Source organism: Gammaproteobacteria bacterium (assembly GCA_027296625.1).
GTDB lineage: Bacteria > Pseudomonadota > Gammaproteobacteria > JAKEHO01 > JAKEHO01 > JAKEHO01.
Genome location: JAPUIX010000088.1, coordinates 1 through 15909 on the forward strand (window position 1 = coordinate 1; position 15909 = coordinate 15909).

Consider the following 15909-nt stretch of genomic DNA (forward strand, 5'->3'; position numbering starts at 1 on the left):
TGTTTAAAAAATAATTCTCATGTGCTTCCGATCTCTTATTCCTTACCTAAGCGACATCCTCACCAAGGGAACCTCCGAACTAATGTCCGCGCTCAAACAAAAATTTGGTAAGTCATTCGCTGAACGTCTGCTTTCGACCCATAGCGGACATTCATAATTATCCATTTTGGGCACTGGTGAAGCTGGCGTCGCTAGTTCAAGCATATCTGTCCTTAATGATTTCCCACACGTTCTTATGTATTCTACTTAACTTACAACCTTATGCTTATAGCTAAACGAGGAGTGAGACAATGGAACTTAATGGAAAAACGGCATTGATTACCGGCGCATCTAGCGGAATGGGAGTAGGCATCGCAAAGGCTTTTGCAAATGCTAAAGTAAGTGTCATCCTTTTAGCCAGAAGAAAAAATTTACTCGACAAAGTCGCAGATAAAATCAAGTCAAGTGGCGGCAAAGCATTTGTTTATTCAGTCGATCTTACCGATGCTCAAGCCGTAGAAAAGATTACGAATAAAATTAAAACTGAAGTCGGTATCCCTGACATAATTATTAATAATGCAGGTGCAGGTCAATGGAAATTTGTTGATGAGACCAGTGCAGAAGAAGCTGTGCAAATGATGGCCGTGCCCTATTTTGCCGCTTTCTACATAACTAAAGCATTTCTACTTGACATGTTAAAGAGAAATAGCGGACATATTGTAAATATGAGTTCTGTTGCTTCACGCTTTGTATGGCCTGGCGCTACCGCATATACCGCTGCTAGATGGGCTATTCGTGGTTTCACAGAAGCACTCAGAGCAGACCTGGATAATACAAACATTAACGTAACCCTTTATGAAAGCGGTGTTGTTGATTCAACATATTGGGAAAATAATCCAAATAGCCGTGAACGTGTCCCAAAAATGGCACAACTGGTGCCTATATTAACAACTGAACAGGTCGGCGCAGCAATAGTTAATGCAGTAAGAAAACATAAAAAACTCGTGGTCATACCGCTTATGATGAAAATAACCTACTGGCAACATGCTGTTGTACCCTGGGCCGTACAATGGTTAATGACAAAAACAGGATATAAACGCTGAAAAAATGCCGCGGTGCAGATAACCATTTACTAAATAATTATTAAACTTCTGCTTTTGGAAAATGACAGGCGTCCGCTTTTGGCCGCAAGCAGACGTTCATTGATTCGGGACTTTTTCGGGATCTAGTTATGCGCCGTTACCCTTACGCACGCACGCACGCGAGGAAAGCATGCTTATCCTGACAATAAATAAGGTGGGGGCAAATCGGATTCGGGACTCCGACTTCTGATGTTGATGCTTCCCGACCGCTTCACAAAAAGAGACTCCTTATTGGCGGGGTAATAGGGTTTGCAGCCTGCAGTAAATTTTGTCTTATATTGCCAGTGAGTGCGCCATGGGTGCGCCAAGAGAGGCCGTTAAAACAGGGATGCTTGTGTACGTCGTTGTAATATAAGATATTAATGGTGGCCAGGGGTGGAATTGAACCACCGACACAGGGATTTTCAGTCCCCTGCTCTACCGACTGAGCTACCTGGCCGAAGCAAACCGCTTGCAAGCCATCCGTGGCGGCGCATTTGCTTAGCATTTTAACCCCGGCCCGACCACCCCTGGCCGGGCGTTCGCTGGGAAATTGATCCACTGGATCAATTTCTGGTTCCAGCTCACCCGACTGAGCTACCTGGCCGAAACAAACCGCTTGCAAGCCATCCGTGGCGGCGCATTTGCTTAGCATTTTAACCCCGGCCCGACCATCCTTGGCCGGGCGTTCGCCGGGAAATTGATCCACCGGATCAACTTCTTTTCGCGGCTTACCCAACTGAGCTACCTGGCCATTTGTAACTGCTGTGTTTGACGTCCCTGTCGTCACATTCGTTGTTTCTGCAAACCCCGGCCCTGCCATCCCTGGCACGGCGTTCGCCGGGAAATTGATCCACCGGATCAACTTCTTTTCCCGGCTCACCCGACTGAGCTACCTGGCCATTTGTAACTGCTGTGTTTGACGTCCTGTCGTTATGTTTATGGGTGTTGCAAACGCTCGCCTATGATTCCGGCGGTACATATTCTTCCGGCCGGCTCGAGCCCTCCCCGAAGAAAAACTTGTCCATCTCTTCTTCCAGGAATTTGCGCCCTTTCGGTTCGAACGGCGTGATGCGGTTCTCGTTGATCAGCATGGTCTGGTGGCCGAGCCACATCTGCCAGGCTTCTTTGGAAACGTTCTCAAAGATGCGCTTCCCAAGATCCCCCGGGTAGGGTGGCACATCCAGTCCCTCGGCCTCCTTACCCAGCTTGACGCAATTCACCAGGCGTGTCATGCCATACCTCCTGAAGTTTATCGTCAAGTACCTCGAGCAGGTGCTTGACAGGTGCCGGTACACCAAGCTTATTGTAGTCTGAACGGTCATACCAGGCGCGAGCTTCCCCACCCACACATACCACGGACGCTTCGTCACCGACCAGAAGATGGGCGGGAGTGATATCCAGATGAAAGTGGCTAAAGGTATGTCGCCGTGTTGACCAGTATTGCACCGCCTCGACTTGGCAGCTGAGCTCAGTCCTGCACCATGCGTCCAGGGGCATGCCGGGCAGGCATTCGGGAAAACTCCAAAGTCCGCCCCAGACACCCTGCAAAGGCCGGCGCTCGAGCAGCACCTGAGATTGATGATTCTGGGCGATGACAAAGACAACACGGTGCACCGGTAGGCGTTTCCGCGCCCGTACGCGTGGGAACTGGCTCTGTTGCCCATGGGCGCGGGCATTGCAACCGATGCTGAGCGGGCACCGATCACAGCGGGGTCGCGCGCGCGTGCAGACAGTTGCCCCCAGATCCATGATCGCCTGGGTGTATTGGGCCACCTGGGTTGCCGGCGTGTGGCGCTCCGCCAGCGCCCAGAGCGTCCTTTTAACCGCCGCCTCGCCCGGCCAGCCGGAGACCGCGTGGTAGCGTGCCAGGACCCGGATCACGTTGCCATCAAGAATCGCGTGTCGTTGATGGCAGGCGAGCGCCAGAATAGCGCTCGCGGTGGAACGCCCAATGCCGGGCAACTCCATCAGGGCCTCCATGTGGGTGGGAAATTGCCCCTGGTGGTCGCTACACACCCGTTGCGCGGCACCGTGGAGGTTCCGTGCCCGGGCGTAATAGCCCAAACCTGTCCAAAGATGCAGCACCGCATCGAGTGGTGCCTTGGCGAGCCCTTTGACATCCGGGAAATGCTGCATGAAGCGTTGGTAGTAGGGAATGACCGTATTGACCTGGGTCTGCTGCAACATGACCTCCGAGACCCAGACACGATAGGGTGTCGGGTCCTGTTGCCACGGCAGGTCATTGCGACCGGATTGTCGATACCAATTTAATAGCCGGGTGCTGAAGCTATCCTGGCGCTTCATCGCGTGCCAGGGTCTCGATGTTCTGCACGGTGTTTTGCGCCTCGTGCAGGAGCTTGCGTTTCAAAAGCCACGGGCCCACGGCCGGCGGAACCCAAAATGATGGGACGTAGTCACCGTTTAACTGAATTCGGGTACGGTCATTGGGTTCGCCCACAATAAGCCAACGGGTTGTGCCGTATGTGAAATCACTCTGAGATGGATCAACGGTGGCCACAATGGTCAGCACGTTACCATCGTCGGATTCAATGACGTCTTCAACCAGTGTGACGTTGAAGCAAAAGACGAGCACGCAGCTTCTCGCTACCAGGCGGCGTCGTTTCTGACCATCCCCGAAGTCAACGAGTAACGCGCTCTCTATGAGGGCGTCATTTAGCCGGGTAAGCTGATCATAATCAGTGACCAGAGGACGGACATGATTCATCTGGACATCAATAACGGTACTTACGTCCAGCGTGTAGTGACCTGCCGCATACTGCACCTCAGCGTGGTTGATGCCACCCGCATGGACAAGGAACCCCACGCAGAAAAACAGCAGTGGGCCAAGATATTGCATCTCAGCGGAAAAGGTCTTTGAGTTTGTCCTTTAATTCGTCCCCAATTTCCTTGCCCAACTCGTTCCCGAGCTTCTTCTCGATTTTTTCCACGGCTTTTTCTTTTTGCTTATCAAGCTGCTTGCCAAGTTCCGCCTTAGCCTTGGCTTTAAGGAGACCTTCGATATCGGGGGAATACTTTGGGGAGTCAAAGGTGCCGCTCACGCGAATGGGGATCGTGACGCCCTCAAGATCCGCCAACTCTTTGCCACCTTGGCCCTTTGTCGACTTCACAATCGTTGTGTTAATCAGGTAGTCGATCTGCTCGCTCAAGAGATTGGCATTGCCTTTGCCATCCACCCGCAAGAGCGGCGACTTGGCGGACAGATCGTGATTACTTATCATGCCCTTGTCGAAGCTAAGCGTCGCTTTGAGTTCACTGAAGTCCGTCTGCAGCGATTCCGGGTCAGCCGACAGCGGCTTTCCTGTCAAGCGTGCCTTGGTGTCGCGAATGAGTTGCGCGATGTTGACGCCCTTGACTGCACCATTTTGAAAGGAAAAGCTTGCCTGTCCGGACAACGACTTTTTGATTTCCTTTGGTTGGGTGCCGCTCGCGGCCAGTTTTGCCTTGAAGTCGCCCTTGCCCAGAAGCCGGTCGCTTCCTGTGAGGTCTTTCAGCAAGGGGCCCACCTGGATGCCCGTGAGGGTTTGGTCCACATCGAACTTGGGCTCCGCCTCTCGGGCGTCGACGCGAATACTGCCGTTGAATTGGCCTTCATAGAGTTCAGCTGTGGCCGGGCTCAGCGTTACCAATCCGTCGGCCGCCTTGATGCTGAGCTTGAGCTTGGTAAGAGTGAGGTTCGCGGCCTTGAGCTTGCCAATGGTGACATCGCCCGCCAGATCCAATGCCCGCAACGCATCCAATGGCAGGGGGAGCGCCGTGCCCTCACCGGGCTTAGCTCCGCCCTCACCGGGCTTAGTCCCTGTCGCCGATTTCGTGCTTTCGTCACTTTTCGCCGGCGGCAGATAACGGTCGGCGTCAATGGTATCCGCAGCTAACAGAAAGCGGATGGCCGGTTGCGTGAAGTCCTTCACGGCGAGATTCCCTGTGAGGGTCGTGTCATCCAGCTGAGCTTTAATATCATCCAGTTTGAGCTGGTTGGATGAACCCGAAAACGTGATCTGCAATGTGCCTCGGGTAAGTGCTTTGGGATCCGCTGTCTCAAGCGGCTCGCCCAGCTGTTCCAATAGCTGCCTCGGATTAAATTCAGGGACCTGGAGCGTTCCCTTGATACTGGGGTCGCTCAGGACCTTCTGGACCTCAACCTGTGCGTTGACAATCAGTCCGAGTCCTTGAAGAGTCAGTTCCCCAACTCGCAGCGTTTCTTGGTCAAGATCCAGGTTGGCCCCTGTGGTGAGTACGACCTCCGCTTCGCCCTCGGGCAGGTTCTTCCCTGCCAGGGTCGCCCGCACGTTGAGCAGTGTAATGGTCAGCGTCTTGACCGTCCCACTAAACGCCGTCTCAAGGCTGGCTTGTTTTACGAGGTCAACCAGGTCATCCTGACCGAGCCCCTTGAGCAGTTTGGCTGAATCGGATGTGGCCACGTTCAGCTTGCCAATGACCCTAGGGGCCTCGCTCAGGATGTCACTTGCTTGGAGCTCACCGTTTGCTTTGAGGCCCAATACCTTCATCGAGAGCTCGGATAAGGAGACGGTCTGCTTGTCGAGATTTACATTGATATTCGAGCTCGCCTCCAGTTCGAGCTCGCCGGCCGAAATCACATCACCGCGCAATGTGATCTCTAGCTTGACCGGTGTCATCTGGTATTGCTGTGTGTCCAGGTTGAATTCCAGCGTGCCATTCGCGGCGACCTGACCCTCGACAGCTGGCTGTTTGCTCTCCACGTCGAACTCGAGTTCAAGTTCGATGGGCTCGCCGGGCAATAGGGCACCAGTTTCCAGATTCAATCCTTTGATGATGTAGTGCGCGTTCGTTTGCTGGTCGTTCCAGTTGATTGTTGCGTCCTGCACGTCGAGACCACTCAGCGCGAGCGACGTGATGGGGGGCGCTTTTTCTTCGGGCGCTTGAATCGGTGTTGGACCCGGTTCCTCTGCCACAATGAGGAGGTCTTGCCAGTTCGTCTTGCCGTTTTTGTCGCGTGCTAGGTTGAGCGTCATGCCTTCGATGACGATGGTGTCCATCTCGACGTGCTTTTCGAGTAGTGGCAGGAGCTGGACACGGACCTCGACTTTGTTGGCTTTAACAAAGGGTTGTTCGCCAAAGCCCGGGGCGTTACCAAGTGCCACCTCGCCGGTTTCAATACCCAGCCAGGGAAACACCGAAAGCTCTATCTTGCCGGGGATGCTGAAGGTGCGCCCCGTGCGTTTCTCGACGAGGGCCGTGATTTGGTCTTTATAATCGTTTGGGTCCACGACCAGGGGGATGACGATCGCGGCGATCACGATCAGCAGCACCAACAGGCCCAACAGCGTGAAAAGGAATTTAAATAGGCGTTTCATGAAATCGAAACCTCCACAGCTTCATTTTGAGGGCCTGCTTATGGTATTGGACCGCGGGGCGGTGCGAGTGGTTGCGATGATCGCCCGGATCGTTTGTCAGCCGGCGGTGCAGCTTCGCCAGGTTGCGTGCCCGTCCGGCATGTCACTGGGGTTACCCGCGTGTTTGTGCCGCGAGCCGCTTTTCGGCACGACTAATTGCAGCACGCACCTGGGACGGTGCCGTGCCCCCAAGGTGATCCCGAGCGGCAACCGCACCGTCGAGGTGCAAGACGTTGAATACATCCTCCCCGAACCGCTCGCTGAAGGTCTGAAGTTGATCCAGCGTGAGCTCCGACAGGTCCTTACCCTCATCCAGTGCATAGCGTACCACTTTCCCAACGATGGTGTGGGCGTCTCTGAACGGCACGCCCTTGCGGACGAGGTAATCGGCCATGTCGGTCGCCGTGGCCAATCCGCGACTCGCGGCCTCACGGAGCTGTTCCCGATTGACCCGTAGCGTCGGTAGCATCTCGGCATACGCTTGAAGGCACGCCTGCACGGTATCAGCGGTGTCGAACAGGGGTTCTTTGTCTTCCTGATTGTCTCTGTTATAGGCGAGCGCCTGGCCTTTCATCAGGGTAAGCAGTGCCATAAGATGGCCGTAGACGCGTCCTGTTTTACCCCGCACGAGCTCTGGGACATCAGGGTTTTTCTTCTGTGGCATGATCGATGAACCGGTGCAAAAGGCCTCGTCCAATTCAATGAAGTTGAATTGTTGTGACGCCCAAAGGACAAGCTCCTCCGAAAAACGTGACAGATGGACCATGATCAATGCGGCGCACGCACTGAACTCGATCGCAAAGTCCCGATCGCTGACGGCATCCAGGGAATTCTCGGCAATCGCCTCAAAACCTAAGAGCTGAGCGGTGTATGCCCGATCGATCGGATAAGAAGTCCCCGCCAGCGCCGCTGCGCCGAGAGGCATGACATTCACCCGCCGCCGGCATGCAAGCAGTCGCTCAGCGTCTCTAAAAAGCATCTCGAACCACGCCATCATATGGTGACCAAAGGTGACGGGCTGGGCCGCCTGAAGGTGGGTGAAACCGGGCATAATGGTCTCCACTTCACGCCTGGCAAGCTCAAGCAGCGCCTGCATCACCCGTTGGAGTAGCCTGTTGATGGCATCGACCTCGTCGCGCAGGTACAGGCGAATGTCCGTGGCAACCTGATCGTTCCGGGAACGGCCCGTATGAAGCTTTTTCCCAACCGCGCCGATACGCTCGATCAGCCGCGACTCGATATTCATGTGGACGTCTTCCAGGGCGCGGCTCCAGGTAAAGGCGCCACCCTCGATGTCACCTTGAATCGCTTCAAGTCCTGAGACAATTGTCTTGCATTCTGCTTGGGACAGGACGCCAACATGGGCTAGCATGCGGACATGGGCGATGGAAGCCGTGATGTCGTATTGGTACAGACGCTTATCAAAACTAATGGACGCAGTGAATCCCTCCACAAAATTGGCCGTGGCGTCAATATCGCGCTTGTGCCCGGATTTAGGCTTGATTGTCTTAGAGCTCATGCTGATCCCATTGATAATGAGGCTCGGGACAGTATAACGTACGGGATGCTTAAGGAGCTGTCGAACGTTTTGGAATGCCTATACGTTCTCCATATCCATGCTATCTCGCTTTCCTGTAGTGATGAAACCCCGCGAGCCTGTAAGTAGCAGTTCCCTGTTTCTGCCGGATTTTTGCGGGATTGGTACCGTATTTGTGGTGGTGCTCATCGCCGAATTGCTCGCATTCGTGCTAACGTTCGCCACACCCGGGGACTACGGCAGCCACGTTAACCATCTTGCCCGAAGCTCTTTATTTATTCAGTGGGTCGCCTTGTCCTGTGTGGCAATGCTCTGTGCTAGCCGCGATTTATTGAGTCGCTTGGGAGATAAACGGGCGGCGACTGTGAGTTACCTTTCCGTGTTGGCAGTGACTTGGCTTATCAGCGAACTCGCTTGGTGGATTATGCAACAGGCGCCCATAGGCGATACGGCGTTCCAGGAAACGCATGGGGCGTTCCTCTTGCGCACTGTGGGTATCAGCGCGATCGCCAGCGCGGTGACGCTGCGCTATTTTTATGTTCAACATCAGTGGAAGAAGAATGTTGAGTCTGAAGCGGAGGCGCGGATACAGGCGCTTCAGTCGCGCATCCGTCCCCATTTTCTCTTTAATTGTATGAATACGATTGCGAGTTTGACTCGTAAGGATCCAGCACTTGCCGAACAGGCGCTGGAAGATTTGGCAGATCTCTTCAGAGCCAGTTTGTCCGATGCTAAGAAACGGGTTGGGCTCGCAGAAGAACTCGCACTCTGCCGGCGCTACCTTCATATTGAGGGTCTGCGCCTAGGTGATCGACTCCGGACGGATTGGGCGATTGATGAGTTGCCAGGCGATGCGTTATTGCCCGCCTTGACCATACAGCCACTATTGGATAACGCCATCTATCATGGTATTCAGCCTTTGCCTGAAGGCGGTATGATCCGGATCGTGGGAAAACGAGACGGGGCGAAACTGACCATCACGATAGACAATCCATTACCCGAAACCACACCAAACACGCAACACGAGGGCAACCGGTTGGCTCAGGAGAACGTGCGGCAGCGGCTTAAGGGATTTTATGGAAGCCAAGGCACCTTAACGGTTGATAGTGAAAACGGATGCTACCGGGTCTGCGTGAGCTTTCCTTATCAACGAGCGCAGGATGAAGATTCTAGTCGTTGATGATGAGGCGTTGGCGCGCGAACGCCTAATCGCCCTGGTTGGTGAACTGGGGGTTGGAGAAGTCGTCGGCGAAGCGGCGAATGGCATGCAGGCGCTGGAAGCCGTCAAGAAATTTTCTCCGGATGTCGTATTACTCGATATCCGCATGCCGGGTATGGACGGCCTGGAGGCGGCGCAACACCTCGCCGGTCTCGATGCCCCCCCCGCCGTGATATTTACCACCGCGTACGGCGACCATGCCTTGGAAGCCTTTGATGCCCAGGCAGTCGACTATCTGTTAAAGCCCATCCGAAAGGAACGATTGGGGCAAGGCCTCAAACGTGCCGGGGTGGTGACTCGGGCACGGGTCGATGCACTGAGAGACACCGGAAAGGTCCCGAAGGAACGCAGTCATCTCAGTGCAGTGGTGCGAGGTAACATTCAATTAGTGCCCATCGCGGAGGTGCGGTATCTCAAGGCAGAACAAAAATATGTCACCGTCGCCTGGCCCGGGGGCGAGTTGTTGATCGATGAATCGCTCAAGACTCTCGAAGCAGAATTCAGCGACCGCTTTTTCAGGATCCATCGTAACGCCCTGGTTGCCTTGGAGTATCTAAACGGGCTGAAAAAGGACGCCTCAGGCGATTATTACATTACCCTGCGGGGTACGGATGACCGTGTCGCGGTGAGCCGTCGGCATGCGAGCCAGGTCAGGCGACGTCTGCGCTCAATGGCCTGAGCAACCCGGCCGCGCCGCGCGGCGCTATCAAGCCGTCATTTCATATCATGAGGCACGTGTTGCACGATCAATGCCTTCGAAGGCGACGGCGGCGACGCTGTGGATCTCCTCCGGCGTGATGACATACGGTGGCATGAAGTAGATGACATCACCCAGGGGGCGCAACAGCACACCCTTTTTGAGTGCATATTGATACACACGCAGGCCGCGGCGTTCCTGCCACGGGTAGGCGAGCCGCGCCGATTTGTCCTTTACCATCTCAATGGCCAGGATCATGCCGTGTTGGCGTACCTCGGCAACATGAGGATGGTCTCCAAAGTGTACCGTTGCGTCCCGCATTGTTTTTGCAAGCTCTACGTTGTGCTCCAGCACCGGTTCCTGTTCGAAGATGTCGAGGGTCGCAAGCGCCGCACAACAGCCTAAGGGATTCCCGGTATAGCTATGGGAATGCAGGAAGGCGCTGCACTTCTCATAATCATCGTAGAAAGCTTCGTAAACGGTGTCGGTCGTGAGTGTCACTGACAACGGCAGGTAGCCTCCGGTAAGCCCCTTGGAAAGGCACATGAAATCTGGGGAAATACCGGCTTGTTCGCACGCGAACAATGTGCCCGTCCGACCGAACCCGACCGCAATCTCGTCGGCAATGAGATGAACATGGTAGCGATCGCAGGCCTCGCGCAGCAATGCGAGATAGACAGGATCGTACATTCGCATATAGCCAGCACATTGCACCAACGGTTCGATAATGACGGCGGCGACTTCATCAGCATGTTGATCGAGTAGTGCCTTCATGAACTTAAATTTGTGCCTTGAGTGGTCAACCCACGATTCCCCCGGCTCACAAAAATAGCAATCGGGTGATGCGGCAGTAATCGTTTCCATCAAAAGAGGCCCGTAGGTGTCTTTGTAGAGTGGTACGTTGCCCACCGCAAGTGCGCCCAAGGTCTCACCGTGGTAGCTGTTCTCAAGCGAGATAAATTTAGTTTTTCTTGACTGTCCGCGGTTGCGCCAGTAGTGGAAACTCATCTTTAATGCAATCTCGACCGCGCACGAACCGTTGTCTGCATAAAAACAACGCGATAGTCCTCTAGGTGTAAGTGCAATGAGACGCTCGGAAAGGGCTATCACAGGTTCGTGGGAGAATCCCGCCAGGATGGTGTGTTCAAGTTCGTCAAGTTGTTCTTTTATCGCTGTGCTTATGCGCGGGTTAGTATGGCCGAATAAATTGACCCACCAAGAGCTTACGGCGTCAATATAGCGTCGCCCATCGAAATCCTCGATCCACACGCCTTGCCCGCGGCGTATAGGGATCAATGGAAGAAACTCGTGATCTTTCATCTGTGTACAAGGATGCCACAATACGGAGAGGTCGCGACTGACAAGTTCGCTGTTAGTCATGGAGCTTCTTGGCGATAACGTTTGCGGTTATGATAACTATAGCGTAGCGTGATTTCATGAGGTGATTTTATGGGAATTTCAAATGCCAAGTTTTCACTAGGGCAGCTCGTAAATCACGGGCGGTTTAATTACCGAGGCGTCATTGTGGATGTTGATCCGGTTTTTCAAGGAACCGATGACTGGTACGAACAGATGGCATTAACCCGTCCGCCGCGGGATAAGCCCTGGTATCGTGTTTTGGTCCACAATGCGGTGCACGAGACCTATGTCGCAGAGCGTAACCTGGAAGTGGATGATTCCGAAGAGCCGATAAACCATCCAATGATTGACAGTTATTTCGATGAATTTCGGGGTGGCGTGTACGTCAGTCACCGGCCTAGTAACTAGGCACATCCCGGAAAATGGTGTGACACTCATGTTGCGGACCATTGTGGAACTATTTGAGACGCGTGTTCATGTCGTAGTTGGTAAAGAGGACAGCCAGGACGAGGAGCATGCACTTCAGCTTGCTACAGCAACGTTGCTTGTTGAAATCAGTCGAGCTGATACGCATATTCGGGAGGAGGAACGGGCGGCCATCGTCAACGCCATCGAGCAGGCGTTTGACCTTTCACGGGAGGAAACTGAGGAACTTGTGGAACTCGCTGAATCTGAAGCAGACAATGCAACATCTCTGTATCAATTCACGCGCCTGCTGAATAAACATTTCTCGCGCGAGCAGCGAAGGCATATTGTCGAATTGTTATGGCAAGTCGCATTTGCTGATTTCCATATTGACAAGTATGAAGAGTATTTCGTGCGAAAGATTGCAGATCTGTTACACGTATCCCACGTGGATTATATTCGTGCTAAACGGAAGGTGATTGATGCTGCTGATGAGTAACGCCGCCGGTAGTGATTTTCTTCAATTAGTGCGGCTGTTTCTCGGCAACCGGCTGACCCTCAGATCCAAGGAGTGACTCTATCAGTTTATCTTCTAACTCTATACGAGTCGCCAACTCTTCCCCTAAACGCCATAGGTCCGGTTGAAGGATCTCCAAGTCGTCACGGTCTTTCAGGTCGTCGTATTTCTCATTGAAATCGAGAGCAACCTGGGTTGTATCGACAATTTTTGCATACGATTGTTGGGCCAGCTTGACTACCGCCTTGCGGCGCTCTGTGCCAACGGCAATACGCTCGTAGAGTCCAAAATGTCCCGATGCGATATAGTCGACGAGTACCTGACAAAACTCTTCCAGCAACTGCGGCAGTGGTTTCTCGGTGGCGAAAGGCTCAACGCCGGAGACCGCACAGAGCAGCGCCATCAACTGCTCACGCTGCGCCAGCATCTTATCGATGAGTTGGCGAGTTCGCTGCCGGCGATCCGACCCTTTTTTTGTTTTAGATAACATTGTTTCCAGCCTTTCGTTTGTAGCTTATTGTTACAGCTAGATTTATTGATTGCAAACCCGATGCGCGCCGTGACCAGCCAGATGGATATTCGGGCTCGGTTCAGGGATTCGCCAAACGCCGTTCGGTGTGGCGATTTTTGCGAGTCAGGTGATTATAATTTCGATTTATGAAGATCCCGGGCTATACAATCCAGCATCCGATCGGCGAGGGCGGTATGGCCACGGCTTACCTTGCGATCCAAGAATCCCTGGGGCGGCAGGTCGTGCTAAAGGTTTTGGATACCGGACGCGCAAAGTCCGAGCAGCATATGGAGCGGTTTCTTGAAGAAGGCCGCATGATTGCGGCGCTCAATCACCCAAATATCATTACCATCTACGATATCGCGGTCGCTAACGACGTCCTCTATCTATCGATGGAATACGTTGAAGGGGGGGATCTTAAGTCTCGAATGGCGCAGGTGATTCCACCTGATCAAGCATTGAACATCCTGCTTAAGATCGGTACGGCGCTCCAAGTCGCCCATAAAAAGGGAATCGTACATCGTGATGTGAAACCGGCGAATATCCTATTTAAGCGAGACGGTACGCCGCTCCTGACAGACTTCGGGATTGCCAAGCAGCTAGATGTTGATAAAGACCTAACTTCTATCGGTACGTTCTTGGGTAGTCCGAACTATATCAGTCCGGAACAAGCCGAAGGCCTCGCGGTGGATGGCCGGGCGGATATCTACAGCCTTGGAATAATCTTTTACGAAATGTTGACAGGTATGAAGCCCTACCAGTCGCCATCCGTGATAGACATCATCGTCCAGCATAAACTTGCTCCCATTCCAGAGTTGCCGCCCGGTCTTGAGGAGTTTCAACCGCTCTTGAATTTAATGATCGCCAAGGATCGTAATGATCGATTCAAAGATGCGGCCAGCATGAATAAATACGTCAGGAAGCTTCAGGCGTCCGGCATCAAGGCATTGTCTCCGTTAGCGACGCCGGATTTCGATATCACGGATCCGGGAAACGTAGCAATGTCGTCCGGTGCCATCAAACGGCGAGGGATAAGGCGGTCATGGTATCTCCTCGGTGTGCTATTGGTTATCTCCGTGGGCGTATATGGCATTCTAAAAGTCGTCGAGTCATCGTTGGATATCACTATTGTAGCCGTTCAAGACGTCCCCACGACCGCAACGATTCAAACGCCGGCCACCCCGACGGGGAGTTCGTTATCTTTGGAAGAGGGTGATCCTGATCCCGTCATTGCTGCGGTTGATGCGCCAGATGCTGGAACGGAGGCCATGCCCGCTGCAAACGGAAACCATCGCCCCGGCACGTTGTCTTCAGATTCTGTTGCACCGGAGGTGGTTAATGCGCTGATTTGGCTGGGTAGGCGGGGCCTAGAAGAGTACAGGCTGACTTCCCCGCCAAAGGACAACGCGTATTATTACTACTCCCGATTGCTGGAAATCGATCCGAATGACGAAATTGCACGCCAGGGAATGCTCGATATCGCGGAGCGCTATGCCTATTTAGCCGAGCGGGAGATAGCACAGAACCGTTACGACAAAGCGGAGGCCTATATCAATATCGGGCTGCAAATCAACCCTCACAATGAAGCGCTCCTAACGCTTAAAACGATCGTGGTTGACAACCGGGATAAGGGCTTTTTTGAGAATCTGATGAATCTTTTGGATTTGAGCTAGCTATTTGCCTGAGTAGGCGAGCAGTTGGGTCAGTGTCAGTGGGGAGCTGCCGAGAGTGGTTGGTCTGGTTGGCGCTCACTCAAAGTCTCGCTGTCCTGTGACTCGACGATCATTTTCGCTCGCTCAACCCTGCTTTGGTCCCATGCGGATATCAGCGCTTTCAACGCTTCGATCGAGTTAGTAACAGCGGCATCGGCCTCCGTCGCGGGGATTTCTTCGACCTCACTGGGTTCTGAAATTTCAGCAACTGTCTCGGTCTCTTCCTCCTCAGGTATGTTACTCTCGAAAGCCGCTTTCAACTTCGCTGCAGCACGGGCCTGCTCCAGCGCACGTTCTTGGTAACCTTCGGCTTCTCTTAATGCCTGTTGTCGCAGTGCCTCGCGTTGTTCATTCGACACGGCGACTGCCGTATCGTCGACGATTCGGCCATTGTCAAAGGCAATAACACGTGGACCATTTTGAGCGCATCTGTACCAGGCTGGCGGTTTTCCAGATAACTGGGCCGTTCCGGTGCCGGGGCTATACCATTGATACATGCGGGCGTGCAGCGGCGGGCATAGCAACAGAAGCGTAATCATTATGTACCATTTGATCATGGCTTTTCTCGAATCGTAGCAGTTGGCGTAACTTGCAAAGTATAACATCTCTATCTTGCCTTCGATGGGTAAATGGGCTGCCGATAATGTCACACGCTCCGATCGGCCGGATTTTCTTGTGGGGTAATGGTATTAGGGTTCAAGGATGTGCTCATGCTTGAACAGATCGTATCGGGTGGGCAAACGGGCGTTGACCGCGCCGCCTTGGATGTTGCTATGGAACTCGATATTCCCTGTGGCGGATGGTGTCCAAAGGGTCGCAAGGCAGAGGATGGTGTGATTCCGTCACGGTACCCACTTAAAGAAACGAAATCTCATCGCTACGAATGCCGAAATGAATGGAACGTACGGGATTCTGACGCGAGCCTTATTCTGATCTGTGGCGAACTGGAGGGAGGTACAGCACTTACGGTGGCGTTTGCCAAGGACTGGGGCAAACCCTATTTTGTTGTTGAGCTTGAAGCTCCGAACGCTCTTGAGAGGATTCGAGAGTGGCTCGAAAGTCACGGGGTCCGGACATTGAATGTTGCAGGGCCCAGGGAAAGCAAGGTGCCGGGGATCAATCAGCGCGCTGCGGCGTTTCTGCGACAGGTTTTCGAGAGATGACGCCTATTCAGACAGAGGGTCGCTCGCCCAACACGGACTCACTCAGGCGTCTTTTTTACCGCCTCCTCCCTTTTCTTGGTTTGCTCTGCGGCCAGCCGGTATGCGATGTAGTACTTATAGATATTGCTTACATATTGGACGGTCTCGCGTCCGATACGCTTGGCAGCTACGATCTTCACATTTCGAAACCACCGGTTGGGGTCTAGTCTCATCTTCGGCGCCTCCTTCCGCAGCCTTGCGACTTTTGCCGGCCCGGCGTTATACGCTGCGAAGGTAAAGAGCCATTGATCCAG

The 15909-nt window shown here is 53.5% G+C and carries 15 protein-coding genes, 1 tRNA gene and 1 pseudogene; 7 read left to right on the forward strand and 10 right to left on the reverse strand.

Going from position 1 to position 15909, the window contains the following annotated elements:
- The first annotated feature begins 290 nt into the window (after nt 1-290).
- Nucleotides 291-1082 carry an SDR family NAD(P)-dependent oxidoreductase gene (locus O6944_04735; GenBank protein MCZ6718445.1) on the forward strand — a complete coding sequence of 264 codons (792 nt, stop codon included), beginning with the start codon at nt 291-293 and terminating at the stop codon, nt 1080-1082.
- A 402-nt stretch (nt 1083-1484) separates the two neighbouring features.
- Here the strand turns inward: O6944_04735 and O6944_04740 are convergent.
- The 6 genes and pseudogenes from O6944_04740 to argH form a co-directional block, all read right to left on the reverse strand.
- Nucleotides 1485-1560, reverse strand: a tRNA-Phe gene (locus O6944_04740).
- Between the two features lie 502 nt (nt 1561-2062).
- Nucleotides 2063-2335: an oxidative damage protection protein gene (locus O6944_04745; GenBank protein MCZ6718446.1), complete on the reverse strand. Its 273-nt coding sequence runs from the start codon at nt 2333-2335 to the stop codon at nt 2063-2065.
- Nucleotides 2301-3407, reverse strand: a complete 1107-nt coding sequence (gene mutY / locus O6944_04750) for an A/G-specific adenine glycosylase (GenBank protein ID MCZ6718447.1) — start codon at nt 3405-3407, stop codon at nt 2301-2303. The genes O6944_04745 and mutY overlap by 35 nt, the downstream gene beginning before the upstream one ends.
- Nucleotides 3391-3960 carry an SRPBCC family protein gene (locus O6944_04755; GenBank protein MCZ6718448.1) on the reverse strand — a complete coding sequence of 190 codons (570 nt, stop codon included), beginning with the start codon at nt 3958-3960 and terminating at the stop codon, nt 3391-3393. The genes mutY and O6944_04755 overlap by 17 nt, the downstream gene beginning before the upstream one ends.
- Nucleotide 3961: 1 nt before the next feature.
- Nucleotides 3962-6457 carry an AsmA family protein gene (locus O6944_04760; protein MCZ6718449.1) on the reverse strand — a complete coding sequence of 832 codons (2496 nt, stop codon included), beginning with the start codon at nt 6455-6457 and terminating at the stop codon, nt 3962-3964.
- Between the two features lie 151 nt (nt 6458-6608).
- Nucleotides 6609-7952, reverse strand: a pseudogene (gene argH / locus O6944_04765) (argininosuccinate lyase).
- A gap of 184 nt (nt 7953-8136) precedes the next feature.
- Here argH and O6944_04770 point away from each other — a divergent pair.
- Nucleotides 8137-9213, forward strand: coding sequence for a sensor histidine kinase (locus O6944_04770; GenBank protein ID MCZ6718450.1), 1077 nt, complete (start codon nt 8137-8139; stop codon nt 9211-9213).
- Nucleotides 9194-9931, forward strand: coding sequence for a LytTR family DNA-binding domain-containing protein (locus O6944_04775; GenBank protein MCZ6718451.1), 738 nt, complete (start codon nt 9194-9196; stop codon nt 9929-9931). The genes O6944_04770 and O6944_04775 overlap by 20 nt, the downstream gene beginning before the upstream one ends.
- A gap of 45 nt (nt 9932-9976) precedes the next feature.
- Here the strand turns inward: O6944_04775 and O6944_04780 are convergent, their stop codons facing one another.
- A complete protein-coding gene (locus tag O6944_04780) occupies nt 9977-11329 on the reverse strand; it encodes an adenosylmethionine--8-amino-7-oxononanoate transaminase (GenBank protein ID MCZ6718452.1) in 1353 nt (450 codons plus the stop codon).
- A 69-nt stretch (nt 11330-11398) separates the two neighbouring features.
- Between O6944_04780 and hspQ the strand changes: the two genes are divergently transcribed.
- Together hspQ and O6944_04790 are read left to right on the forward strand one after the other, a co-directional pair.
- On the forward strand, nt 11399-11716 hold the full coding sequence (gene hspQ / locus O6944_04785; GenBank protein MCZ6718453.1) for a heat shock protein HspQ: 318 nt from the start codon (nt 11399-11401) through the stop codon (nt 11714-11716).
- Between the two features lie 28 nt (nt 11717-11744).
- Nucleotides 11745-12212, forward strand: a complete 468-nt coding sequence (locus O6944_04790; protein ID MCZ6718454.1) for a TerB family tellurite resistance protein — start codon at nt 11745-11747, stop codon at nt 12210-12212.
- Nucleotides 12213-12237: 25 nt separating this feature from the next.
- Here O6944_04790 and O6944_04795 read toward each other — a convergent pair whose 3' ends face one another.
- On the reverse strand, nt 12238-12720 hold the full coding sequence (locus tag O6944_04795) for an Rsd/AlgQ family anti-sigma factor (GenBank protein ID MCZ6718455.1): 483 nt from the start codon (nt 12718-12720) through the stop codon (nt 12238-12240).
- A gap of 167 nt (nt 12721-12887) precedes the next feature.
- Here O6944_04795 and O6944_04800 point away from each other — a divergent pair, with 167 nt between their 5' ends.
- Nucleotides 12888-14414, forward strand: coding sequence for a serine/threonine-protein kinase (locus tag O6944_04800; protein MCZ6718456.1), 1527 nt, complete (start codon nt 12888-12890; stop codon nt 14412-14414).
- 35 nt (nt 14415-14449) lie between these two features.
- Here O6944_04800 and O6944_04805 read toward each other — a convergent pair whose 3' ends face one another.
- Nucleotides 14450-15103, reverse strand: coding sequence for a hypothetical protein (locus O6944_04805; GenBank protein ID MCZ6718457.1), 654 nt, complete (start codon nt 15101-15103; stop codon nt 14450-14452).
- Between the two features lie 60 nt (nt 15104-15163).
- Here O6944_04805 and O6944_04810 point away from each other — a divergent pair, with 60 nt between their 5' ends.
- Nucleotides 15164-15616, forward strand: a complete 453-nt coding sequence (locus tag O6944_04810; GenBank protein MCZ6718458.1) for a putative molybdenum carrier protein — start codon at nt 15164-15166, stop codon at nt 15614-15616.
- A 38-nt stretch (nt 15617-15654) separates the two neighbouring features.
- Here O6944_04810 and O6944_04815 read toward each other — a convergent pair.
- Nucleotides 15655-15909 (reverse strand): lytic transglycosylase F (locus tag O6944_04815; GenBank protein ID MCZ6718459.1); only part of this gene is annotated, 255 nt, incomplete at its 5' end.